Below are 21,805 nucleotides of genomic sequence, written 5' to 3'. Positions count from 1 at the left end.
ATGACATCGCCCCGTCGACGCGGCACAGTGAAGGCATGACGAGCAACGAGACCCATGTGACCGTGACCCGCACCATCGACGCCCCCGCGAAGGACCTGTTCAGCCTGCTGACGCTGCCTGCGCGGCACCACGAGTTCGACGGCTCGGGCACCGTCCGGAACTCGGACGACACCGAGCGCATCGACAAGTCCGGCGAGAAGTTCGTGATGAACATGCACCGCGACGCGATGGGCGGCGACTACCGCACCCACAACTTCGTCACCGCGTACGACGAGAACAAGATGGTCGGCTGGCAGCCCGCACCCGAGGCGGACGATGGCACCGCCCCCACCGAGCCCCTCGGCTGGGAGTGGCTCTACGAGCTCAAGTCCCAGGGCGCGGACTCCACCGAGGTGAGCCTGACCTACGACTGGTCCAAGGTCACCGACGAGAAGCTCCTGAAGCAGGTCGGCTTCCCGGCCATCCCCGAGGAAGACCTCGAGCAGTCGCTCAACCTGCTCGCCGCGGCGGTCACCAACCCCTGATCGCGCCCGGGCAACGGCCTGGCGGGGTCAGCAGAGGGCGCCCGGACACGCCGCGAGGGACGGCCTTGACTGCGGCCCGGACTCTGTCACTCTGGGGTGCAGGCGGCACCGTGGCCGCCCACCGAGCACGAGGAGCTCCATCATGCGTGTTGACGGCACCCACGCCACCTCGAATGACGTCCCTGATGAGATCAAGCGCAGCATCCGCATCAGAGCGACCGCCGAGACCGTCTTCGCGATCGTGCGCGAGCCTGGCTGGTTCATCAACGACGGCGAGTACCGCAAGCACGAGGTGCGGACCGCCGGCGGGATCTCCCGGATCAAGGACTCCGTGTACGGAATCTGCAGTCTGTCGGCCACGGTGCACGAGCCGCCGAACAAGGTCGGCTTCCGCTGGCTGGGAGGAGGCATCGGGGCGATCTCCGACGCCTCCAACAGCGTCGTGTTCACCATCGATCCTGTCGGCTCTTCGCGGTCCGACGAGGTGCGGCTGACCGTCCAGGAGAGCGGATTCGCCCGGCTCGGAGAGGACGTCGCGGTGCGTCGGAAGAACTATGAGGAGAACGCCCTCGGCTGGGACCAGCAGCTCGAACTGGCACGCGACCTGGCCGAGAGGCGTTCGGATCCTCGCGGGCGCGACTGACGGCTGACCGGACCGTCCTCGGCGTGCCGTCCAACGCGGGTGCAACCATAGGGTTGCACCCCGGTCCGTCGTCTGGCACGCTGTGGGGAAGCGGTCGTCGCGGCCGCGCCCCCACGCCGAGGAGCAGGTCATGACCGACCACGACCCCCGTCTCACCACGGACGACGTCCCGGACGAGATCGAGCGCAGCATCCATATCGACGCCACAGCCGAGACCTTCTTCGCGATCGTCTGCGAGCCGGGGTGGTACATCAACGACGGGGAGTACCGCGAGCACGAGGTGACCACCGACGGTGCCGTGTCCACTGTCGTCGACCCCGTGCACGGCACGTTCTCGATCGTGACCGAGGCGCTCGAGCCGCCCCGTCGTGCGGTGTTCCGCTGGCTCAGCGGTGCGTCGGCCGGAGCCGCGGACGACGCCGATGCCTCGTCCACAGTCGTCGAGTTCACGATCCGCCCCGACGGTCCGACCGCGGCAGACGGTGTGCAGCTCACCGTGCGCGAGCACGGTTTCTCGACGATGAGCGCCGACGCAGCGGTGCGTCGCACGACCTTCGAGGAGAACTCCCGGGGATGGATCGAGGAGCTCGAGGTCGCGCGCACGGTGGCGGAAGCCGCGAGGTGAGCCCGCGCCCCGAACCGGACCGCCGGCTGTCCCCGACGGACCCAGCGGGGGCGCCTGATCCCTCGGAGGGCCTGCTCGGTCCAAGCGCCGACGCCGTCTTCACAGCGCTCGCGGACCGCACCCGTCGGCAGATCCTGGTGCGCCTGGCGGAGACGCCTGATGACGCGGGCGCAGTGGCTCGCGATCTGGGTCTGTCCCGGCAGGCCGTCGCGAAGCAGCTGCGGATCCTGGAGACCGCCGGGATGGTCGACGCTCAGCGGGTATCGGCGAGAAGGGTGCACTCGGTCGAGCCGTCGCGGATCCTCGCGGTCTCCGATCTGCTCGGGACCGTGGGCGGCGGTTGGGATCGCCGGCTCGCACGGATCAAGGAGCTGGCCGAAGCGGGGGAGGGGCCCGACCGCGGCGAGGAACCACCGCGCAGGTGAGCGGTCTATCCTCGGAGGATGGGCAGGGTCACCGACACCACGCGGATCCGCACCGTCCGGGTGCGTGAGGGCACGCTGTACGCCGGTCGCAAGGGCGACCACGTCGCCGTCGAAGAGCCCTTGGACATCCGAGTGAACGGCCAGCAGCTGTCGCTGACCATGCGCACACCCGGCCACGACATCGAGCTCATCCACGGCTTCCTGCACGGTGAGGCCGTGATCCGCGACCGCGAGGACATCGTCGAGGCCCGCTACTGCGACGGCGCCGTGGTGGACGACGGCAGCGGCTTCGCGCGCAACACGTACAACGTCATGGACTTCACGACCTCCCGGCCGCAGCTGCTGCCCCTGGTCACGAAGAACTTCACCACCACCTCCGCGTGCGGGGTCTGTGGCTCCGAGAGCATCGACGCGGTCCGGCAGAAGAGCCGCTACACGCTGCTGCGCAGCTGGGCCATCGATCCCCGCGCGATCCTCTCCGCCGCCCGCGAGCTCACCGATCACCAGCCCGTCTTCGCCCGCACCGGCGGTGTGCACGCCGCTGCACTCGTCGACCTCGAGGGGAACCTCCTCGTGGTGCGTGAGGACGTGGGCCGTCACAACGCCGTGGACAAGGTGATCGGCTGGGCCCTGCTCGAGGACCGGCTGCCTCTGCGTGACTGCTTCCTGCTGGTCTCCTCCCGAGCCAGCTTCGAGATCGCCCAGAAGGCGTATATGGCCGGTATCCCGATGCTGGCCTGCGTCTCCGCAGCGACTTCGCTCGCCGTGGAGACCGCCGAGGAGTTCGGGATGACGCTCGTCGGCTTCACCCGCGCGGCCGAGGACGGCGACGGCCGCATGAACGTCTATACCCACCCCGATCGCCTCGACCTCTCCGCCGTCGAAGGCTAATCGGGGCTGCGGGGCTGCGGGACCGGCGGGGACAACGGGCAACGGCGCAACGGGGAACGGCGCAACGGGGCACCGTGGCCAGTAGGGCCAGTAGGGCCAGTAGGGCCAGTAGGGCCAGTAGGGCCAGCAGGACCGGCGAGATCAGCAAGGCCAGCGAGACAGGAAGGTGCCGCCGAGACGATCACTTCACTGGTCACGCTGGAAATCTACCGATAGCGTCTCAGGGTGAACACCACTGAGCATTACGACTTCTGGGCACAGGCCCGCACCGCCCATCCGGACCTCCCGCCTGAGCCTCCGGAGGCCTGGGCCTTCGGCGCCACGGCTGAGCAGGCCGACGAGCTGCTGGCTCTGGTGCTCGCGGGCATCAAGACCGCCACGGCCTCCTCGCTGCAGGACTACGCCGATGACGGTGAGCCGCTGCCCGCGGTCGGGGACCTGTCGATCGTGCTCGACGGAGCCGGGGCGCCGAGCGCCGTGCTCGAGGTGGTCGCGGTCGAGGTGACGCCCTTCGACAAGGTCACCGAGGAGCATGCCCGCGCCGAAGGGGAGGAGGACCGGACCCTGGCCAGCTGGCGCCGTCTCCACGAGCAGTTCTGGCGGGAGCACTCAGCCCACGGCTTCGCCTCGGACATGCCGGTGGTCTGCGAGAGCTTCCGAGTGCTGCACGCGGCATCCCCGCGACGTTCCTGATGCCGCACTGCGCCGAGGAGGGTCGGCGGTCGCTGCACTGGGCAGGCCGATGGTGATGTGACGTGGAGATATCGCCACGGCTCATCACCAGAGGCCCGGCGCCGACTCGGCACCGTGCTTCCGGGTCGGGTCGGGTCGGGTCGGGTCGGGTCGGGTCGGGTCGGGCCGGGTCGGGCCCGGCTGGGCTTGGCCGGGCCGAGCGGGGTGGTATCCGGTGGCGTGAGGTGTGCGGGGTGGCCGGATATAGCGGTGCCTGCACATCTGGTGCCGGTAGATGCGGGCGGCCGCGGCTGCGGCCGCGACTGCCGGTGGATGCGGGCGGGCACGGGCGGCCGCCGCCGCGGGTGGATCAGCGCAGCGCGAGCAGACTCATCGCGGTGACCTCGTCGATGACCAGGTCGGTGGCGACGCCGGCCCGCAGCGCGGCCCGCAGGGGCAGGGCCTTGCGGGTGCCGGCCGCGAGCAGCAGGCGACGGGGGATCCGTGCCAGCTGGGACGGGTCCGGGCCGGAGCAGCGGGCGTTCATCGCGATGTCCCGGTAGGTGCCGTCGGCCCGCAGGAAGACGGTGCACACGTCCCCGACCGCCCCGTCGGCCCGCAGAGACCGCAGATCCTCCTCGGTCAGGTAGTTGTTGGTGTAGACGTGGCTGGGAACGGCCGCGTCGAAGGCGCCCACGCCGAACACGGCCAGGGTGCACTGCTGCTGGGTCTCCAGCACCCGGTGCACGGAGCGCTCGTGCCACATGGCGTCCCGGGTCGCGGCATAGTCGAAGAAGGCGGGCACGGGGAAGTGGTGCACGGTCGCGTCCCAGAGCGCGGCGGCGCGGGAGAGCACCGTGGAGACGTAGGTGAGACCGGAGCCTTCTGTGTTGATCGCCCCGTTGAGCTGCACGATCCGCAGCCCCGGCACAGGGCGCGGCCGCAGCGACCCCACCAGGGCGGCGATGGTGGTGCCCCAGGCCATCCCCACCGTCATCCCCGGCTCGAGCATCTCGTCGAGCATCGTGGCGCCGGCGTCGGCCACCGCCTGCAGGCGCTCGCGCTCGTCCTCGGTGGCGCCGGCGGCGATCACGTGCGCCTGGACGCCGTACAGCTGGGAGATCCGCCGGCGCAGCTCCTCGACCCGGTGCGCTCCGGGCGGACGCAGCGAGATCTGCACCAGTCCGGCCTCCCGGGCATCGCGCAGCATCCGCGAGACGGTCGACCGCGAGACGGACAGGGCGCTCGCGATGGCTTCCATCGTCTGGCTCTCGCCGTAGTACATCCGTGCAGCCGTGAAGGCCGTTTCGAGGCGGTCGTCGGGGGTCATGCCCTCAGTGTTGCACGTTCGTGCACGCGGCTTGCGTGATGGTGCACGGAGGTTCCACGATGGCTCCGGGTGCCGCAGCCAACGGCGGCCCCCACTGCGACGGCTCCGGCACCAGGATGCTCGGCCCCGACGGCCCGATCTCTGAGGATCGATCCCGAGGTCCGACGTCGAGGACCGGACCTGAGGAATCAGCCGTCGCGGCGCAGACGTCACGGCAAAGGAGCACCCACGTGTCCGATCAGCATCGGTCAGAACTCACCCCGGGGAACCGGGCGGAGCATCTCTCGCGTCTTCGCGCCGCGACCCCCCAGAACCCGCTCGACGTGCTCGTCGTCGGCGGCGGCGTCAACGGCGCCGGCGCGGCCTTCGACGCCGCGACGCGAGGGCTCAGCGTGGGCCTGGTGGAGACCCGCGACTGGGCCAGCGGCACCTCCTCGCGCTCCTCGAAGCTCATGCACGGCGGCCTGCGCTACCTCCAGATGCTCGACTTCAAGCTGGTCGCCGAGGCTCTGCGCGAGCGCGACCTGCTCATCCAGCACACGGCTCCGCACCTGGTGAAGCCCATCAAGTTCGTCTTCCCCTTCTTCAAGAAGGTCGTGGACCGGGCGTTCATCGGCTCCGGCGTGATGCTCTACGACGCGATGCAGTCCGTGGGCCGCAAGCGCGCCGTGCCGATGCACCGCCACCTCCTGCACGACAAGATGCTCGACGTCTTCCCGGCCCTGGACGGCGAGAAGGCCGTGGGCGCGCTGGAGTACTACGACGCGCAGGTGGACGACGCCCGCTTCGTGATGATGCTGGTGCGCTCCGCCGCGCAGCACGACGCCTCGGTCGCCAACTACACGAGCGTCGTCGACTACCTCCACGAGGGCACCCGCGTGATCGGCGCCCGGGTGCGCGACGAGGAGACCGGCGAGGAGTTCGAGGTCCACGCCCGCGACACCATCCTGGCCGGCGGCGTCTGGACCCAGGACCAGCAGGACCTCGCCGGGGCCGACGCCGGCCTCGAGGTGCTCGCGTCCAAGGGCATCCACATCACGATCGCCCGCGACCGCATCCCCGCCGTCCCGGACACCGGCATCATCACCCAGACCGAGAAGTCCGTCCTGTTCATCATCCCGTGGGACGAGTACTGGGTCATCGGCACCACCGACACCCCGTGGACCCAGGACCCCCGCGACGTGGGCGCGACCGCCGAGGACATCGAGTACGTGCTCGAGCACGCCAACGCCGTGCTCGCCGACGATCTCACCCGTGAGGACGTCATCGGCGTCTACTCCGGCCTGCGCCCGCTGCTGCAGCCGGTGCGCAAGAACTCCGAGGGCGGGTCCACCAAGGTCTCTCGCGAGCACACCGTGATGGAGATCGAGCCGGGCCTGTCCGCGATCGCCGGCGGCAAGTACACCACCTACCGGGTGATGGCCGAGGACGTCGTCGACTTCGCGATCAAGGACACCCAGCCCGGCCGCCCGAGCCTGACCCGTTCGGTGCCCGTGATCGGCGCCCAGGGCTACGAGTCCCTCGTGCGAGACAAGCAGGAGATCGGCCGACGCTACGGCCTCGACGAGATCCGGGTGGATCGTCTGCTCTTCCGCTACGGCGCCCTGCTCTCGGACGTGCTCGCGCTGATCGACGAGGACCCCTCGCTCGGCACCCCGCTCGAGCACGCGCCCCGCTACCTGCGCGCCGAGGTCCTCTACGCCGTGCGCGCCGAGGGCGCCCGCCACCTCATCGACGTGCTCCAGCGCCGCACGCGCCTGGACTACGAGACTCGCGACCGCGGCGTCCACGCGGCGCCCGAGGTCGCCGCGCTCGTCGGCCCTGAGCTGGGCTGGGACGACGCCACGCGCGACCGCGAGGTCGAGACCTACCGGGACTTCATCGCCGCCCGTCTGGACGGCGAACACACCACCAGCGATGAGCAGGCCGCGGCTCGCCTCGCCGACGCCCCGGAGGTGCCCTCCCGACGATGACGTTCCGGTGCCCGGCGACAAGAGCCGGGCACCGTGCGGGGCGCGCACCGTGCGCGCCCCAGCGGAGCTCCCTCGGGGCTCCGCGACCGGTCGATCAGGGTTCCGCCCGACGCGCCCCCGCTCCACGACGAGCGGCAGGGCTGCGCCACCCGAGGGGCATGCCGCGTCCATCGACGCCGCGGCGCCCCTCCCAGGGACCCGGGCTCGACCGGATCCCGATCCGCACCGACGCGGATCGCTAAGGAGAACACCTGATGGAAACGATCGGAACGATCCTGCTGTCGGAGATCGCGGGCACCGCGATGCTGACGCTGATGGGTGGTGGCGTGGTCGCCAATGCCATCCTCGGCAAGACCAAGGGCAACGGCGGCGGCTGGCTGATGATCAACTTCGGCTGGGGCCTCGCGGTCTTTGCCGGTGTGTGGGTCGCCTTCAAGACCGGCGCCCACCTCAACCCCGCCGTCACCCTCGGCCTGCTCTTCAGCGAGGCCACGGAGTACGCGCCGGGCATCCCGATGACGGTCGGCACCACCCTCACGTACTTCCTCGCCGAGCTGATCGGCGCGTTCCTCGGCGCCGTGCTGGCCTGGCTCGCCTACAAGACCCACTACGACCAGGAGACGGACCCCGGCACTATCCTGGGCACCTTCTCCACCGGCCCGGAGATCCGCTCCAAGGGCTGGAACCTGGTCACCGAGATCATCGCGACCTTCGTGCTCGTGTTCGTGATCATCATGTTCGGCAACACCCCGAACGAGCTCGGCCCGCTCTCGGTCGCGCTGCTGGTGCTCGCGATCGGCGCCTCCCTCGGCGGTCCGACGGGGTACGCCATCAACCCGGCCCGAGACCTCGGCCCGCGCCTGGCGCATGCAATCCTGCCGATCAGGAACAAGGGCGGCTCGGACTGGGGATACTCGTGGGTACCGGTCGCCGGGCCCCTGATCGGCGGCGCGCTCGCGGGCGTAGCCTCGATCGTCTACTTCTGATCATCCGATCCGACCGACTCAGCGGCCTCGCGACGGAACGTGGCGCTGCGACCTCATGACAGCTCATCCATGACGACTCATCCATGACGAAGGAGTTCCGATGAACGACGACACCATGTACATCATGTCCATCGACCAGGGCACCACCTCCACCCGCGCGATCGTCTTCGACCACGGCGGCCAGATCGTCGCCAGCGGCCAGAAGGAGCACGAGCAGATCTTCCCGAAGTCGGGCTGGGTCGAGCACGATCCCAAGGAGATCTGGAAGAACACCCGCGACGTGGTCGGCAAGGCGCTCGTGGAGGCCGACATCAACCGCCACCAGCTGGCGGCCGTGGGCATCACCAACCAGCGCGAGACCGCGGTGGTGTGGGACAAGAACACCGGCGAGCCGGTCTACAACGCGATCGTCTGGCAGGACACCCGCACCCAGAAGATCTGCAACGAGCTCGCGGGCGACGAGGGCGCCGACAAGTACAAGGAGCGCGTGGGCCTGCCCCTGGCCACCTACTTCTCCGGCCCCAAGGTGAAGTGGATCCTCGACAACGTCGACGGCGCCCGGGAGAAGGCCGAGGCCGGCGACCTGCTGTTCGGCAACACCGACGCCTGGCTGCTGTGGAATCTCACCGGCGGCACCAGCGGCGGCGTGCACGTCACCGACGTCACCAACGCCTCGCGCACGATGCTCATGAACATCGACACCCTGGACTGGAACGAGGACATCGCGAAGGACATGGGCATCCCGCTGTCCATGCTCCCGGAGATCAGGTCCTCCTCCGAGGTGTACGGGAAGGGTCGCAAGAACGACCTGCTCATCGACACCCCGATCGCGGGCATCCTCGGCGACCAGCAGGCGGCCACCTTCGGCCAGGCCTGCTTCGAGGTGGGCCAGGCCAAGAACACCTACGGCACCGGCAACTTCATGCTGATCAACACCGGCGAGGACCTGGTGCGCTCCGAGAACGGGCTGCTCACCACCGTCGCCTACAAGATCGGCGACAACAAGCCGGTCTACGCCCTCGAGGGATCGATCGCCGTGACCGGCTCGCTCGTGCAGTGGGTGCGCGACAACCTGGGCCTGATCAAGGACGCCCCCGAGATCGAGGACCTCGCCAAGAAGGTCGACGACAACGGCGGCCTGTTCATCGTCCCGGCCTTCTCGGGCCTCTTCGCCCCGCACTGGCGCTCCGACGCCCGCGGCGCGATGGTGGGCATGACCCGCTTCCACAACAAGAACCACATCGCCCGGGCCACCCTGGAGGCCACGGCCTTCCAGTCCCGTGAGGTGCTGGACGCGATGGTCGCCGACGCCGAGAGCGAGGGCGTCGAGCTCTCCGAGCTCAAGGTCGACGGCGGCATGGTCATGAACGAGACCCTCATGCAGTTCCAGGCCGACATCCTCGGCGTGCCCGTCGTGCGCCCGAAGGTCATCGAGACCACGGCGCTCGGTGCCGCCTACGCGGCCGGCATCGCCGTGGGCTTCTGGGACGGCGAGCAGGACGTCATCGACAACTGGGCCGAGGACAAGCGCTGGGAGCCCGCGATGGACGACGAGACCCGCGACCGCTACCTGCGCCTGTGGAAGAAGGCCGTCGAGCGCACCCTGGACTGGGTCGACGACGACACCGAGGCGCTGTACAGCTGATCGACGAACTGCGAACGCGGAGCAGTCGGCGAGGTACGAGCCAGCCGTGCAGTGTTCGCGGGAGGGGATCAGCAGTTCCACACAGCTGAACCAGCCGACTGTGACCACGCCAGTGCGCGCTGGGCTCCCATCGAGGGAAGCCCAGCGCGCACTGTCATGGGCGGGGCGGGTGATCGCGGGGCATGTCACCGTCTGGCAACGGAGGGCGTCTTCGGCCGGGACGGGGCGTATCCTCGGCGTCACCCTTCAGCACCGACGCCCGCACGGCGTCCCGTCACCATGTCCCCGAGCCGGCCCCGCGCCGCCGCCGGGTTATGACGGGGCCCCGTGCCCCGATCCGCAGCGTTCGTCCCGAGCGCGCTCCGTCCGACCGTCCGCCCCTCGACCCCCATCCCGACCACCTTCCCCACCCCAGAGATCGGAGTCCTCTCATGGATCTCGTCTTCAAGATCATCGCCCTGACGGTGTATTTCGCCGCCATGATCGCCATCGGCCTGTACGCCTTCCGCAAGACCTCGGACGGCGAGGACTACATGCTCGGCGGGCGCCAGCTGCACCCCTTCACCGCGGCGCTCTCCGCCGGCGCGTCCGACATGTCCGGCTGGCTGCTGATGGGCCTGCCCGGCGCGCTGTACATGAACGGTCTGGTCGAGGGGTGGATGGCCATCGGCCTCACGCTCGGTGCCGGCTTGAACTGGGCGTTCGTCGCGCCGCGCCTGCGTCAGTACACGCAGATCGCCGGCAACTCGATCACCGTGCCGAGCTTCTTCGGCAACCGTCTGCATGACCGCACGAACATCCTGCGCGTCGCGGCGGGCGTGATCATCCTGGTGTTCTTCACCTTCTACGTCTCCTCCGGCATGGTCGCCGGCGGCGTGTTCTTCGAGTCGACGTTCGGCGGCTCCTACCTCATGGGCATGCTGCTGGTCGCGGGCGTCACCATCTTGTACACGCTGTTCGGCGGGTTCCTCGGGGCCAGCTACACCGACGTCGTCCAGGGCATCATCATGATGATCTCCCTGATCGCGGTCCCCATCACCGCGATGATCGTCGTCGGCGGACCGGTGGCGATGTTCGAGTCCGTGCGCGAGGTCAACTCCACCTTCGGCTCCCTGACCGCCGGCGGCACCTTCATCGGCATCGTCTCCTCGGCCGCATGGGGCCTGGGCTACTTCGGCCAGCCGCACATCATCGTGCGCTTCATGGCGCTGCGCTCCTCGCGCGACGCGAAGTACGGCCTGGTCGTGGGCATGAGCTGGATGATCATCTGCGTCCTCGGCGCCGTGTTCACCGCGCTCGCCGGCCTGGCCTACTTCCAGCAGAACGCCGATGCGGTCCTCACCGACGCCACCAACGGCGAGTCGGTGTTCCTGGACCTCTCGCAGCTCCTGTTCCACCCGCTGATCGCCGGCTTGCTGCTGGCCGCGGTGCTGGCGGCGATCATGTCCACGATCTCCTCGCAGCTGATCGTCTCCAGCTCCGCGCTGATCGAGGACCTCCTGGGCGGCGTGGGCATCAAGCTCAGCGCCAAGGGTGCCCTGTGGGGCGGCCGCATCGGCGTGCTCGCCGTCGCGGTGATCGCGCTGATCCTGGCCATGAACCCGGACAGCTCCGTGCTGGGCCTGGTCGGCTTCGCCTGGGCCGGTTTCGGCGCCGCCTTCGGACCGATCGTGCTGCTGTCGCTGTTCTGGCGCCGGCTCACCATGGCCGGTGCGGCCGTGGGCATGGTCGCCGGCGCTGCGGTGGTCTTCATCTGGGGCCAGTTCACGCCCGACGTCGCCTGGGGCCTGTTCGGCGATCAGCATCTCTACGAGATCGTCCCCGGCTTCCTGGTCTGCCTCGTGCTGGCGATCGTGATCAGCATGATCACTCCTCAGCCGCCGGCGAAGGCGATGGAGGAGTTCGACGAGATGCTCGGCTCCCTCAAGACCGGAGAATTCATCGATCATTCGGCCGACGCGGAGCCTGCCGGCTCCGGCGCGACCGGTTCCGGCTCGGCGGTCTGACCCGCCCAGAACGCCTGATCGACACCCGGCGCCCGCCCGACGAAGGACCGTCGGGCGGGCGCCGTCCTGTGTGCGCGCTGCTGGATCGGTTCCTGCGGATCAGGCGGCGAACAGCCGCTCGTCGACAGGGCCCGCCACGCCGGGCCGCACCGAGAACAGGGACCCGGCCTGCGGATCCTCACCCTCGGGGAGGTTCTCCCGGCTGGTGGTGATGAACAGGGTGCCGCGGTCCTCGCCGCCGAAGGTGCAGGCCGTGACCTGCCGCGCCGGGACCTCGATCCGGGCGGCGACCGCTCCGCGCCCGTCGAGGCCCAGCACCTGGCTGCCGCCGTGCATCGCGACCCATACGTTGCCCGCCGCGTCGAGCGTGAGCCCGTCGGGGGAGCCGTCCTGGTCGGTGAGATCGGCGAAGGGCCGGCGATGGGTCAGACCGTCCGCGTCGGACCAGTCGAACAGGTCGACCCGGTTCGTCGGGGTGTCGACGTAGTACGCGAGAGTGCCGTCGGCGGAGAAGGCGAGCCCGTTGGAGATGGTGAGGTCGCCGACCTCGCGGCGGGTGGTGCCGTCGGGCAGCAGGCGCCACATGGAGGCGCCGCCGGGGCGGCCGTCATAGGCCATCGAGCCGCACAGGAACGAGCCGTCGGGCGCGATCGCCCCCTCGTTCATCCGCACATCCTCGTCCCACAGGGGCGGGAGCAGGCTCATCGAGCCGTCGGGATCCTCGAGGCCGAAGCCCTTCTCGAGGGCGAGCACCGCGCCCCCGCTCGAGGCGGGGCGCACGCAGGCCACCACCGGGCTGGGGGTGGAGAGCCGTTGCACCGTGCCGTCGGCGGCGAGGTGCATGAGGTCGCCGGCGAGCATGTCGACCCAGCGCAGCCCGCCCCAGGTGTCGGACCAGTACGGGCCCTCGGCGTGATAGCAGATCGAGTCGGTGAGGCGGTCGGCGTGCATGAGGGCTCCATTCGCTCGGAACTGCGGTGCGGCCCACCGTACGGGGTGCAGCTGGTGACGGGTACCCGCGGAGGGAGGAGCAACGGGCTGGCGAGGGCTGGGCGGCGGGCCGCCGCTACTCAGCGCGGCAGCGCTCCGAGGGCCTGCGCGACCGGGACGGCGCTCGCCGCGGCCCAGGCCTGGGGCCGGCACGCGGCGGGATAGGGGAGCGGCGGATCGACATCGTCGCCGCTCGTGCCCCCGAACAGCTCGGGCAGGCGCTGGTCGAAGCCGTCGGCCGCGCGGAGCAGTCCCCGGGCCACGACCTGCGCCTCCGCGTCGAACCCCGCGCGGAGCAGACCGCGCAGGATGTACCCGGTGTCATGGGTCCACACGCTGCCTCCGTGGTACCGCAGCGGCCCGTAGGCGCCGTTGGTCGTGGACAGGGTGCGGATCCCGAAGCCGGAGAACAGGCTCAGATGCAGCAGACGGTCCACCACCTGGCGCTCCTGCGCCGCATCGAGGATCCCGGTGCCGAGCAGGTGGCCCATGTTCGAGGCGACCCCGGTGACCGGGTGCTTCTCGCCGTCGAGGGCGAGCGCCACGAAGGGCCCCAGCTCGTCCTCGCACCAGAACGTCTCGTGGAAGCGTGCGTGCAGGCGCTCGGCCCAGGCGCGGAGGCGGCCGGGGAGGCTGGTGCTGGAACCGTCCCTGGACCCCTCGAGCAGTGTCGACTTCTCGACCGGGCCCGACTCCTCGAGCAGATCCGGCTCCTCCAGCAGATCCGACTCCTCCAGCAGATCCGCGGCGTGCCGGGCTGCGGCATAGGCGTATCCCTGCACCTCGGCCGGGGCGATCGCCCCGGTGGCGACGGAGCCGTCGGCGAAGCGGATCGAGTCCCCGGAGTCCTTCCAGCCCTGATTCGCCAGGCCGTGCCCGGAGTCGTCGAGGTACTCCAGCAGAGCGTCCCCGTCGGCGTCGGCGTGCTCGAGCAGCCAGAGCGACGCCGCCTCCAGCGCGGGCCGCAGCTCGGCGAGGACCGCGTCATCCAGCCCCGCGCGCCGGGCGTCGTGGAGCAGCTCGATCCACAGCGGGGTGGCGTCGATCGTCCCGTAGTAGACCGGCGGCAGACGCGTCTCCACCATGTCCATGCCCTGGGCGCGCACCTCGTGGAGGATCTTCCCGGGCTGCTGCGCGGTCTCCACGTCGACGATCGTCCCCTGGTGACGGGCCAGGGTGCGCAGGGTGCCCTCGGCGATCGAGCGGTCCACCGGCAGCGCGAGAGAGGCGGCGATCAGCGCATCACGCCCGAAGAGGGTGAAGAACCACGGGGCGCCGGCGGCGAAGAAGGTCTGGGCGGGCTCGCCCGGCACCTGCAGACGCAGTGCGTCGAGGTCCGACAGGGAGCTGCGCAGCAGGCGGTCGACGGCGCGGGACTCCGGGGTGGGGGCCGTTGCGGTGCCGGGCTCGATCGAGGCGGCGGGATCGGTCGAGGCGACGGGATCGGTCACCGCGGCCGACGGCGCGATGGCGCCGGCCCACGGCTCGCTCGCTGCCTCGAAGGGGACCGACGGATCGTCCAGGTCGAGGCGCCAGGAGGCGAGCGCCTCCCCGCGGGCCGGCGCCTCGAGCGCAACGGTCCAGGTCACGATGGGCCCGTCGGCCGAGAGGACCTCGTCGGGACCGCGCGAGACTGTTCCGGCACCCACGGTCAGCCGTGCGCGACCGCCCTCAGTCCCGATCGGCCACCGGGCCGTGCCCGGCTCGAGGGTGACAGCCGGGCGGGCCTCGCCCTCGGCGAGCGCGAGGCGATGGTCCTTCACCGCGGACATCGACATCCCGTCGGCGATCAGCGCGAGGCGGAGCACCACGCGGCGGGGACGGTCGTCGTCGGAGACCAGGCGCAGCTGCTCCCGGAACCCGTCGGCGTGCGCCGTGCGGGTGCGTTCGAGGGTCAGCAGCGGATCGCCCGCTCTGTCCGCCGTGGAGACGACATCACGATGGACGATCTCGTCGGCGGCCCGCACCTGCACGCCCAGTGGGGAGAGGTCCGCGGCCCGGGCATCGCAGCGCAGGTCGGAGACCACCCGGGTGTCCCCGAGGTAGATGCCCTCGGCGCCTGCGCCGAGCATGGCGCCGTCGGGCCGCGACCAGGCCTGGACCGGCGCGCGGAGCACGCCGACGAGATCGTGGACGAACGGCTGGTGCCGCGGGATCGGGCGCTGGGCGTCCAGGGGCGGCAGGGCGGTCGAGGCTGCCCCATCTGTCGGTCTGCCCGCGTCCTCGGAGTGCAGGCCGGGCGAGGTGCTCTCGTGCATGGATCCTCCGATCGACGGCAGGCCGGTGCCTGACGGTCAGCCCTCGCTCTGCATGCTCGCGAGGGAGTGGGCGATGTCGCGGGTCGCGGGGTAGAGCTCGCGGTACATCCGGTAGAGCTCGTCGTAGCGCGCCGTGGCGGCGGGGTCCGGCACGCAGACGCGATCGATCGAGTTCCAGGCGTCGGTGTCCTGGCCGTGGACCGCGCGCGCGGCGAGCATGGACGTGCCGTAGGAGGCACCGACGGTGCGGCGCGGGATCTCCTGGGCGAGGCCCGTGACGTCGGAGACGATCTGCGGCCACAGCTCGTTCTGGGTGCCGCCGCCCACGGCGACCACCCGCTCGACGCGCACACCCGCTGCGCGCAGCTCCTCGAGGTGATGGCGCACGCCGTAGGCGGCGGCCTCGAGGGTGGCCCGGTAGAGATCGCCGCGCGTGTGCGAGAGGGTCAGCCCGGCGATCACGCCGCGGGCCGACGGGTCGTGCATCGGGGAGCGCTCCCCGGCGAAGTAGGGGAGCATGAGCAGGCCGTTCGCGCCGACGCCGCTCGCTGCCGCCTCCAGGACCAGGTCCTCGAAGTCGGCCCCTCCGGTCAGATCGCGCATCCATCCGGTGATCGCCCCGGAGCTCGCCATCCCGCCGGACAGGGTGAAGGTGCCCGGCGTGGTCCCGGCGGTCACCCACATCGCACGGCTCGGGGCCGGCTCGGCCGTGATCGCGACCAGGAACGTCGTGGTGCCGTACATGAGCATGACGTCGCCGGGCGAGGTGGCGCCCACGCTGATCGCCTCCGCCCAGGCGTCGGTGCTGCCGGCGACCACGGGCGTGCCCGCCTCGATGCCGCTGAGCTGCTGAGCGGCGGCGGCCGTCACGGTGCCGGCGATGTCGCCGGACCAGGCCAGCGGCGGCAGCTCCAGCCCCGGCGCGACCTGCTCGGCCCAGGGGCGATGCCAGTCCAGGCTGCTCGTGTCGTAGAGCGGGGTGACCATGCTGGCGCTCGCGTGATCGAGCACGTAGTCGCCGGTGAGACGGAACGCGAGATAGGACGACGGCATGAACAGGTGCGTCGCCCGGGAGAAGACGTCGGGCTCATGATCGGCGACCCAGCGGATCTTCGGGCCGGCGGCCTGGGAGGAGAGCACGCACCCGCTGCGGGAGAGGATCTCGTCCTCGCCGAAGCGGTCGGTGAGCTCCTGGATCTGCCGCTCGGCGCGGGTGTCGACCCCGTAGAGGATCGCGGGGCGCACGGGCTCCCCGGCGTCGTCGGCCAGCACCACGCACGGACCCATCCCCGACACGCCGATCCCGGTGACGCGAACATCTGTGCCGGCGGTGAGCTCTGCCGAGATCCCGACGAACTCCTCCCACCACACGCGGGCGTCCATCTCGACGTGGCCGGGCGCCGGGCGCTCCACGGTGTGCTCCCGGGTCGCCGTGCGCAGGATCGTCCCGTCGAGCGCGACCAGCACCCCCTTGGCGCTGGACGTGCCGATGTCGACGCCGAGCACAGCCTCCTCGTACTTCGTCATCGACCAGCCCTTTCGTCGCCGCCTCGGCGTGATGGCCCGGTCGGATCCGCCGATGGGCCTGCTCCATACTGCCACTGACCGCGCCCCGATATGCGTCGCTCCGGCACCGCGGCCCAGGGTCGTGCCCGCGCCCGGATCGCGTCCCGGCGCGGAGTCCGATCCGCTCGGCGTCGGCGCACCTGGCTCAGACGTCGATAGGATCGGCGGACAGAACATATGTGATCCGGGCACATCCGTGCCTCGGCGCAGGGGTCGGGGACGAACTGACGACGACACCGGAACGACGACGACACCGGACTGACGACGAAAGGAGCGGGCATGCTCGACTCGACCATGGACCCGCAGCTCCTGCACCGCGCGGCGTCCGCGTACTACCTCGACAATCTGCGCCAGGCGGAGGTCGCCGATCGGCTCGGAGTCTCCCGTCCCACGGTCAGCAAGCTGCTCACCGAGGCCCGACGCATCGGGATGGTGCGCTTCGAGGTCCTCGACGTCTCCGGCCCCGATGTCACCGATCTGGAGCAGCGGCTGCGAGACCTGCTGGGCATCGATCGGGTGCGCATCGCCCCCGGTGACCAGCGCGAGCGGGAGTTCCGCGGCATCGGCGACCTGCTGGGGGAGGAGCTGCGCCGGCTCGAGCTGCGCCGCGGTGACGTGCTGCTCATCTCCTCGGGGACGACCACGCGCGCCGTGAGCCGGATGCCCGGCATGCCCGAGCTGCGCGGCGTGATCATCGCTCCCACCGTCGGCGGCCAGCAGGAGTCCGATCCGGTCTTCCAGACCAACGAGATCGTGCGGAACCTCGCCGACCGCACCGGCGGCGACCCGCGTTTCATCTTCGCCCCGGCCCTGCCCAGTCCCAGTCTGTGGCGCTCGTTGCAGGCCGATCCGAGCTTCGTGGGGATCACCGACCTGTGGGCTCGGGCCTCCGTGCTGGTCTCCGGCATCGGCGCGCCGTATTCGAGCCGTGAGTCCCTGACGTCCGTGGTCCCGCGCGATGACCCGTCCCTGCGCGACGCGGTCGGGGACGTGTGCCTGCACTTCTACGACGCCGACGGGAACACCCTGGTCTACCCCGGCTCGGACCGTCTGGTGCGCCCCTCGGCGGAGGTCCTGCGCGCCATCCCCACCTCGATCGCGCTCGCCGCCGGGCGCGGCAAGGCCCTGTCGATCCGGGCCGGGGCGAAGGCCGCGCTGTTCACCACGCTGATCACGGACGCGCCGACGGCAGAAGCCGTTCTCGCCGACACGGAGTCCGAACAGGGCTGATCGGGACAGGGCGGGACGGAACGGGGGCTGAGTAGGACGGAACGGGACTGAGCAGGTCTGGGCGGATCGTCGCCCGCCCTTGGGTCTGTCCTGGTGTCCGCTCCTATGCCTGCCACAGTGCCTGCCTCTGCCTCTGCCTCTGCCCCCGCCTCTGCGCACGCCACGTGCCGACATCACGGTCGAACATTTGTGCTTGACGAATGTGCGTCCTGTGCCTAGGCTCACAGGTGACCGGCTTCTGCGGCCCGGGGTGGCCAGGCCCTCCGAGCGGATCCGTGGACGGCGGCCGCCGGTGCCGCGCAGTGAGCCTGAACGTAGTGAAGGAGAAGTGTCGAGATGACCGATGTCCCGAAGACCATGCAGGCCGTGGTGATGCACGCGCCCGAGGACTACCGCCTCGAGGACAAGGACGTGCCCACCCCCGCCGCCGATGAGCTGCTGATCCGGGTCGAGGCCGTCGGCGTCTGCGCGAGCGACCTGAAGGCATACGCCGGTGCCGCCAAGTTCTGGGGCGACGAGAACCGTGAGCGCTGGGTCGAGCCCGGCATCACCCCCGGCCACGAGATCACCGGCCTGGTCGTCACCGGGTCCGACGAGGCGCTCGCGCTGCATGGCGTGAAGCTCGGGGACAGGATCGTCGTCGAGCAGATCGTGCCCTGCGAGGAGTGCATGTACTGCAAGCGCGGCTGGTACTGGATGTGCGGCCCGCACGACATGTTCGGCTTCAAGCACTACGACGGCGGCATGGCCGAGTACATGATCGTGCCCTCGCTCGCCCGCGCCCACACGATCTCCCCCGAGATCCCGCCGCACCACGCCGCGTTCGCCGAGCCCCTGAGCTGCTCGCTGCACGCCGTCGAGCGCGCTCAGCTCACCTTCGACGACGTCGTGGTCGTCGCCGGCGCCGGCCCGATCGGCCTCGGCGCGATCATCGGGGCCTCGCACAAGACCCCCAAGATGGTCATCGCCCTCGACTTCGACGAGCACAAGCTCGAGCTCGCGAAGAAGTGCGGAGCGGACCTCACCCTGAACCCCTCGAAGGTCGATGTCTACGAGGAAATCCGCGCCCTGACCGGCGGTTATGGGGCGGACGTGTACATCGAGTGCACCGGCCACCCCAGTGCGGTCTCGCAGGGACTGAACCTGCTGCGCAAGCTGGGCCGCTACGTCGAGTACTCGGTGTTCAAGGAGAACGTGTCGGTGGACTGGTCGATCATCTCCGACGACAAGGAGCTCGACGTGCTCGGCGCCCACCTCGGCCCGCACTGCTGGCCCGCCGCCATCAAGATCATCGAGTCCGGCGTGCTGCCGCTCGACGAGATCTGCACCCACCAGTTCGGCCTGAAGGACGTCCAGAAGGCCCTCGACACCGTCGCCGACTCCGCCGGCGCCTCGATCAAGGTCTCGATCCTCCCCGGAACCTGACCCGTCCGGCCGCGGTGCCGACGGCTCCGCGGCCGCCGACGCCGACGTCGTGGTCGGAGCGTCCCGCCTGACGCTCCGGCCACGGGGTCCCGGCCACCAGCCGTTGCCCACCCCACCTACGAGCCTTCCGGATCGCAGTCGTTCCGGACCACCTCACGCCTAGTCGTTCCGGATCGCAGCCGTTCCGGATCACTTCACCCCGCTGGGCGTTCCGGACCGCAGCCGCTCCGGATCACCAGCTGTCGATCAGCACCACGGACGTCCGGTGAGCTCGACGCCGAGCTCGCCATCCCGCCGCACACGGCCCGCCGATGAGGGCGGGCCCGCGCCTCCCATCCAGGCCACCGCGTGGTCTGCCCCCGGTCCCGTCGCCGCCCGCAGCAGACGGCCCGCCGGGCCCCTCCAGAGGAAGGCTCTCCATGAGCACAGCAGCAGTCGCCGAGCACGGGAGCCGCCCCCGCCCGGCGCGCCCGCCGAAGAGGCACCTGGGCCGGTGGATCGCCGCCGCGCTCACGGTGCTCGCCCTTCTCGTCGTGGTCCTGGGCACCAAGGTGGTGCCCGACGGGCAGGAGGAGGTCGCCGGGCCCGCCGCGTTCGACAAGGCCACCTTCGGANCGACGGAGCTGGCCGCGGCGATCGCCGCGGACCCGAAGGCTGCCGCCGCGGACCATGGCGTCGAGGCGGCCGGCAACACCGTGTACAGCACCACCTTCACCGGCACGGTCGGGGAGGGGCAGGCCGGTATCTACGACGTCGCCATCGAGGGCATGCCGAAGAACGTCACCGTGCGGATCCAGACCGGCCCGGCCATCAACGGCACCGAGCTCCGCGACGCCACCGGGAACTACGGCTTCGGCCAGTTCACGAACCAGATCGAGTTCCAGGACGCCGGCGCCGCCCTCAACGAGGAGATGAAGAAGCAGGTCCTGGATCCGGTCGATCCGAGCACGCTGAGCGGGAAGACGGTCACCGTGACCGGTGCCTTCACCGCCATCAACCCCGAGGGCTGGCTCGTCACCCCCGTCTCCCTGGAGGTGGCATGAGCACCGCGACCGGGTCCGTCGCACCGGAGGACAGTACCCGTGGCGACAGGGTGCTGGAGGCCCGTGACATCGTGAAGACCTACGGCGGCACCCGGGCGCTGAAGGGCGTGAACTTCGAGATCCATCGCGGCGAGGTCACCACCTTGTTCGGGGAGAACGGCGCCGGGAAATCGACGCTCATGAAGATCCTCTCCGGCGTGGAGCAGCCCACCTCGGGGCAGATCGTCCTCGAGGGCGAGCCGGTCACCTTCGCCACCACGAACGACGCGCGCGACCACGGCATCGCGATCATCCATCAGGAGCTGAGCCTCGCCCCGAACCTCTCGGTGCGCGACAACATCTTCCTGGGCCGCGAGATCACCAGAAACGGGGGAGTGGACTTCGCCGAGGAGACCCGGCAGACCGCCGCGCTCCTGGCGGAGATGCACCTGGACGTGGACCCCTCCACGATGGTCGGGGACCTGCGGGTGGGCCAGCAGCAGATCATCGAGATCGCGCGCGCCCTGTCGATCGACGCCCGCATCCTCATCATGGACGAGCCGACGTCGGCCCTCGCCGCCCGCGAGGTCGAGATCCTGTTCGAGATCATCGAGGACCTCACCTCCCGTGGCGTCTCCCTGGTCTACATCTCGCACCACCTCGAAGAGGCTCTGCGGGTCACCGACCATGCGGTGGTGCTGCGGGACGGCTCCATGACCGCCCGCGGCCGACGCGAGGAGATCGACCTGGACTGGATCGTGCGGCACATGGTCGGCGAGAACTTCGACCTCGGCACCGCCCCGCAGGGCTACGACTTCGGGGAACCGGTGCTGGAGATCCAGGAGCTCACGGTGCTGGACCCCGAGAATCCTGAGCGCGCGGTCGTGGATCAGCTGTCCCTCGAGGTCCGCGAGGGTGAGATCGTCTGCGTCTACGGCCTCATGGGGGCCGGTCGCACGGAGCTGCTCGAGGCCGTCGCCGGTCGCGGGGAGATCGCCGGGGGCCGGATCCTGTTCCGCGGCGAGGAGCTCGGCACCGAATCGATCCGCGATCGCCTCGCGATGGGCATCGGCCTGGTCCCCGAGGACCGTCAGCGCGACGGATTGGTGCCGACGATGACCGTCGGCCAGAACCTCACCCTGGCGAGCATCACGCAGTTCCTGCGTCGCGGCTTGACCTCGCGTCGTGCGGAGACGTCCCTGGCCACAGGGTTGATCCACGACGTCACCGTGAAGGCGCCCGGGCCCGACGTCAGCATCGGGTCGCTCTCCGGCGGCAACCAGCAGAAGGTCGTCATCGGCAAGATCCTCGCGACCCGGCCCGGCGTGATGCTGCTGGACGAGCCCAGCCGCGGCATCGACATCGGCGCCAAGTCCGAAGTCTTCGGCCTGCTCGCGGACCGTGCCCGCGAAGGGCTGGCCGTCGTGTTCTCCACCTCCGAGATCGAGGAGTGCTTCGGCATCGCCCATCGCATCGTCGTGCTGCACCGCGGCCGCATCTCCGCCGAGTTCGGGCCCGACGCCGAGAAGGCCGACGTCATGGCCGCCTCCGGCGAAGTCGTCTCCTCCTGACCCTGCTCCCTGAACGGATACGC

Annotated in this window: 18 protein-coding genes; 14 read left to right on the top strand and 4 right to left on the bottom strand. The window is 70.3% G+C overall.

Annotated features, from left to right (window positions below; translation table 11 throughout):
• Positions 1-35: 35 nt before the first annotated feature.
• The 6 genes from ABD093_RS12460 (at position 36) to ABD093_RS12435 (ending at position 3,801) form a co-directional block, all read left to right on the top strand.
• Positions 36-524, top strand: coding sequence for an SRPBCC family protein (locus ABD093_RS12460; protein WP_193116945.1), 489 nt, complete (start codon positions 36-38; stop codon positions 522-524).
• A 142-nt stretch (positions 525-666) separates the two neighbouring features.
• Positions 667-1,167: an SRPBCC family protein gene (locus ABD093_RS12455; RefSeq protein WP_343924834.1), complete on the top strand. Its 501-nt coding sequence runs from the start codon at positions 667-669 to the stop codon at positions 1,165-1,167.
• Positions 1,168-1,297: 130 nt separating this feature from the next.
• The gene (locus tag ABD093_RS12450) at positions 1,298-1,792 is read left to right on the top strand and encodes an SRPBCC family protein (protein WP_343924832.1); all 495 of its coding nucleotides are present in this window, start codon (positions 1,298-1,300) and stop codon (positions 1,790-1,792) included.
• On the top strand, positions 1,789-2,217 hold the full coding sequence (locus ABD093_RS12445) for an ArsR/SmtB family transcription factor (protein WP_343924830.1): 429 nt from the start codon (positions 1,789-1,791) through the stop codon (positions 2,215-2,217). Before ABD093_RS12450 ends, ABD093_RS12445 begins: the two co-directional genes overlap by 4 nt.
• 18 nt (positions 2,218-2,235) lie before the next feature.
• The gene (gene fdhD, locus ABD093_RS12440) at positions 2,236-3,108 is read left to right on the top strand and encodes a formate dehydrogenase accessory sulfurtransferase FdhD (RefSeq protein WP_343924828.1); all 873 of its coding nucleotides are present in this window, start codon (positions 2,236-2,238) and stop codon (positions 3,106-3,108) included.
• Between the two features lie 225 nt (positions 3,109-3,333).
• Positions 3,334-3,801, top strand: a complete 468-nt coding sequence (locus ABD093_RS12435) for an ASCH domain-containing protein (protein ID WP_193116950.1) — start codon at positions 3,334-3,336, stop codon at positions 3,799-3,801.
• Positions 3,802-4,150: 349 nt separating this feature from the next.
• Here the strand turns inward: ABD093_RS12435 and ABD093_RS12430 are convergent, their stop codons facing one another.
• A complete protein-coding gene (locus ABD093_RS12430; RefSeq protein ID WP_343924826.1) occupies positions 4,151-5,110 on the bottom strand; it encodes a sugar-binding transcriptional regulator in 960 nt (319 codons plus the stop codon).
• A 230-nt stretch (positions 5,111-5,340) separates the two neighbouring features.
• Between ABD093_RS12430 and ABD093_RS12425 the strand changes: the two genes are divergently transcribed.
• From ABD093_RS12425 to putP, 4 genes are all read left to right on the top strand, one after another.
• Positions 5,341-7,083 carry a glycerol-3-phosphate dehydrogenase/oxidase gene (locus ABD093_RS12425; RefSeq protein WP_319021538.1) on the top strand — a complete coding sequence of 581 codons (1,743 nt, stop codon included), beginning with the start codon at positions 5,341-5,343 and terminating at the stop codon, positions 7,081-7,083.
• A gap of 263 nt (positions 7,084-7,346) precedes the next feature.
• The gene (locus ABD093_RS12420; protein WP_193117016.1) at positions 7,347-8,069 is read left to right on the top strand and encodes an MIP/aquaporin family protein; all 723 of its coding nucleotides are present in this window, start codon (positions 7,347-7,349) and stop codon (positions 8,067-8,069) included.
• Positions 8,070-8,169: 100 nt separating this feature from the next.
• Complete coding sequence (gene glpK / locus ABD093_RS12415) at positions 8,170-9,714, top strand: glycerol kinase GlpK (RefSeq protein ID WP_193116951.1); 1,545 nt, start codon at positions 8,170-8,172, stop codon at positions 9,712-9,714.
• A 431-nt stretch (positions 9,715-10,145) separates the two neighbouring features.
• Positions 10,146-11,720 (top strand): sodium/proline symporter PutP, encoded by a 1,575-nt coding sequence (gene putP / locus ABD093_RS12410; RefSeq protein WP_193116952.1) that lies wholly within the window; start codon positions 10,146-10,148, stop codon positions 11,718-11,720.
• Positions 11,721-11,819: 99 nt separating this feature from the next.
• Here putP and ABD093_RS12405 read toward each other — a convergent pair whose 3' ends face one another.
• The 3 genes from ABD093_RS12405 to ABD093_RS12395 all read right to left on the bottom strand — a co-directional run bounded on the left by ABD093_RS12405 (position 11,820) and on the right by ABD093_RS12395 (position 16,495).
• Positions 11,820-12,671 carry an SMP-30/gluconolactonase/LRE family protein gene (locus ABD093_RS12405; RefSeq protein WP_193116953.1) on the bottom strand — a complete coding sequence of 284 codons (852 nt, stop codon included), beginning with the start codon at positions 12,669-12,671 and terminating at the stop codon, positions 11,820-11,822.
• Between the two features lie 119 nt (positions 12,672-12,790).
• On the bottom strand, positions 12,791-14,968 hold the full coding sequence (locus tag ABD093_RS12400) for a glycogen debranching N-terminal domain-containing protein (RefSeq protein WP_226849874.1): 2,178 nt from the start codon (positions 14,966-14,968) through the stop codon (positions 12,791-12,793).
• Positions 14,969-15,004: 36 nt separating this feature from the next.
• Positions 15,005-16,495, bottom strand: coding sequence for an FGGY-family carbohydrate kinase (locus tag ABD093_RS12395; protein ID WP_343924822.1), 1,491 nt, complete (start codon positions 16,493-16,495; stop codon positions 15,005-15,007).
• Between the two features lie 318 nt (positions 16,496-16,813).
• Here ABD093_RS12395 and ABD093_RS12390 point away from each other — a divergent pair, with 318 nt between their 5' ends.
• The 4 genes from ABD093_RS12390 to ABD093_RS12375 all read left to right on the top strand — a co-directional run bounded on the left by ABD093_RS12390 (position 16,814) and on the right by ABD093_RS12375 (position 21,782).
• Positions 16,814-17,764 (top strand): sugar-binding transcriptional regulator, encoded by a 951-nt coding sequence (locus ABD093_RS12390; RefSeq protein WP_343924820.1) that lies wholly within the window; start codon positions 16,814-16,816, stop codon positions 17,762-17,764.
• A 336-nt stretch (positions 17,765-18,100) separates the two neighbouring features.
• Positions 18,101-19,189, top strand: coding sequence for a zinc-binding dehydrogenase (locus ABD093_RS12385; RefSeq protein ID WP_193116956.1), 1,089 nt, complete (start codon positions 18,101-18,103; stop codon positions 19,187-19,189).
• Between the two features lie 311 nt (positions 19,190-19,500).
• A complete protein-coding gene (locus tag ABD093_RS12380; RefSeq protein WP_425546258.1) occupies positions 19,501-20,232 on the top strand; it encodes a DUF2291 family protein in 732 nt (243 codons plus the stop codon).
• On the top strand, positions 20,229-21,782 hold the full coding sequence (locus ABD093_RS12375) for a sugar ABC transporter ATP-binding protein (protein WP_193116958.1): 1,554 nt from the start codon (positions 20,229-20,231) through the stop codon (positions 21,780-21,782). The genes ABD093_RS12380 and ABD093_RS12375 overlap by 4 nt, the downstream gene beginning before the upstream one ends.
• Positions 21,783-21,805 lie beyond the last annotated feature (23 nt).

It is taken from the genome of Brachybacterium tyrofermentans (assembly GCF_039526165.1).
In the GTDB taxonomy this organism is placed as follows: Bacteria; Actinomycetota; Actinomycetes; order Actinomycetales; family Dermabacteraceae; genus Brachybacterium; species Brachybacterium tyrofermentans.
The sequence above is the reverse complement of the archived record's forward strand: the minus strand, read 5'-3'. Positions and strand labels throughout refer to the sequence as shown.

What these genes read in the sequence shown, in the direction of transcription:
- glpK (WP_193116951.1), top strand. Translation starts at nt 8,170, where the DNA reads ATGAACGACGACACCATGTACATCATGTCCATCGACCAGGGCACCACC.
- ABD093_RS12405 (WP_193116953.1), bottom strand. Translation starts at nt 12,671, where the DNA reads ATGCACGCCGACCGCCTCACCGACTCGATCTGCTATCACGCCGAGGGC.
- ABD093_RS12430 (WP_343924826.1), bottom strand. Translation starts at nt 5,110, where the DNA reads ATGACCCCCGACGACCGCCTCGAAACGGCCTTCACGGCTGCACGGATG.
- ABD093_RS12395 (WP_343924822.1), bottom strand. Translation starts at nt 16,495, where the DNA reads ATGACGAAGTACGAGGAGGCTGTGCTCGGCGTCGACATCGGCACGTCC.
- ABD093_RS12375 (WP_193116958.1), top strand. Translation starts at nt 20,229, where the DNA reads ATGAGCACCGCGACCGGGTCCGTCGCACCGGAGGACAGTACCCGTGGC.
- ABD093_RS12390 (WP_343924820.1), top strand. Translation starts at nt 16,814, where the DNA reads ATGCTCGACTCGACCATGGACCCGCAGCTCCTGCACCGCGCGGCGTCC.
- putP (WP_193116952.1), top strand. Translation starts at nt 10,146, where the DNA reads ATGGATCTCGTCTTCAAGATCATCGCCCTGACGGTGTATTTCGCCGCC.
- ABD093_RS12400 (WP_226849874.1), bottom strand. Translation starts at nt 14,968, where the DNA reads ATGCACGAGAGCACCTCGCCCGGCCTGCACTCCGAGGACGCGGGCAGA.
- ABD093_RS12460 (WP_193116945.1), top strand. Translation starts at nt 36, where the DNA reads ATGACGAGCAACGAGACCCATGTGACCGTGACCCGCACCATCGACGCC.
- ABD093_RS12455 (WP_343924834.1), top strand. Translation starts at nt 667, where the DNA reads ATGCGTGTTGACGGCACCCACGCCACCTCGAATGACGTCCCTGATGAG.
- ABD093_RS12450 (WP_343924832.1), top strand. Translation starts at nt 1,298, where the DNA reads ATGACCGACCACGACCCCCGTCTCACCACGGACGACGTCCCGGACGAG.
- fdhD (WP_343924828.1), top strand. Translation starts at nt 2,236, where the DNA reads ATGGGCAGGGTCACCGACACCACGCGGATCCGCACCGTCCGGGTGCGT.
- ABD093_RS12385 (WP_193116956.1), top strand. Translation starts at nt 18,101, where the DNA reads ATGACCGATGTCCCGAAGACCATGCAGGCCGTGGTGATGCACGCGCCC.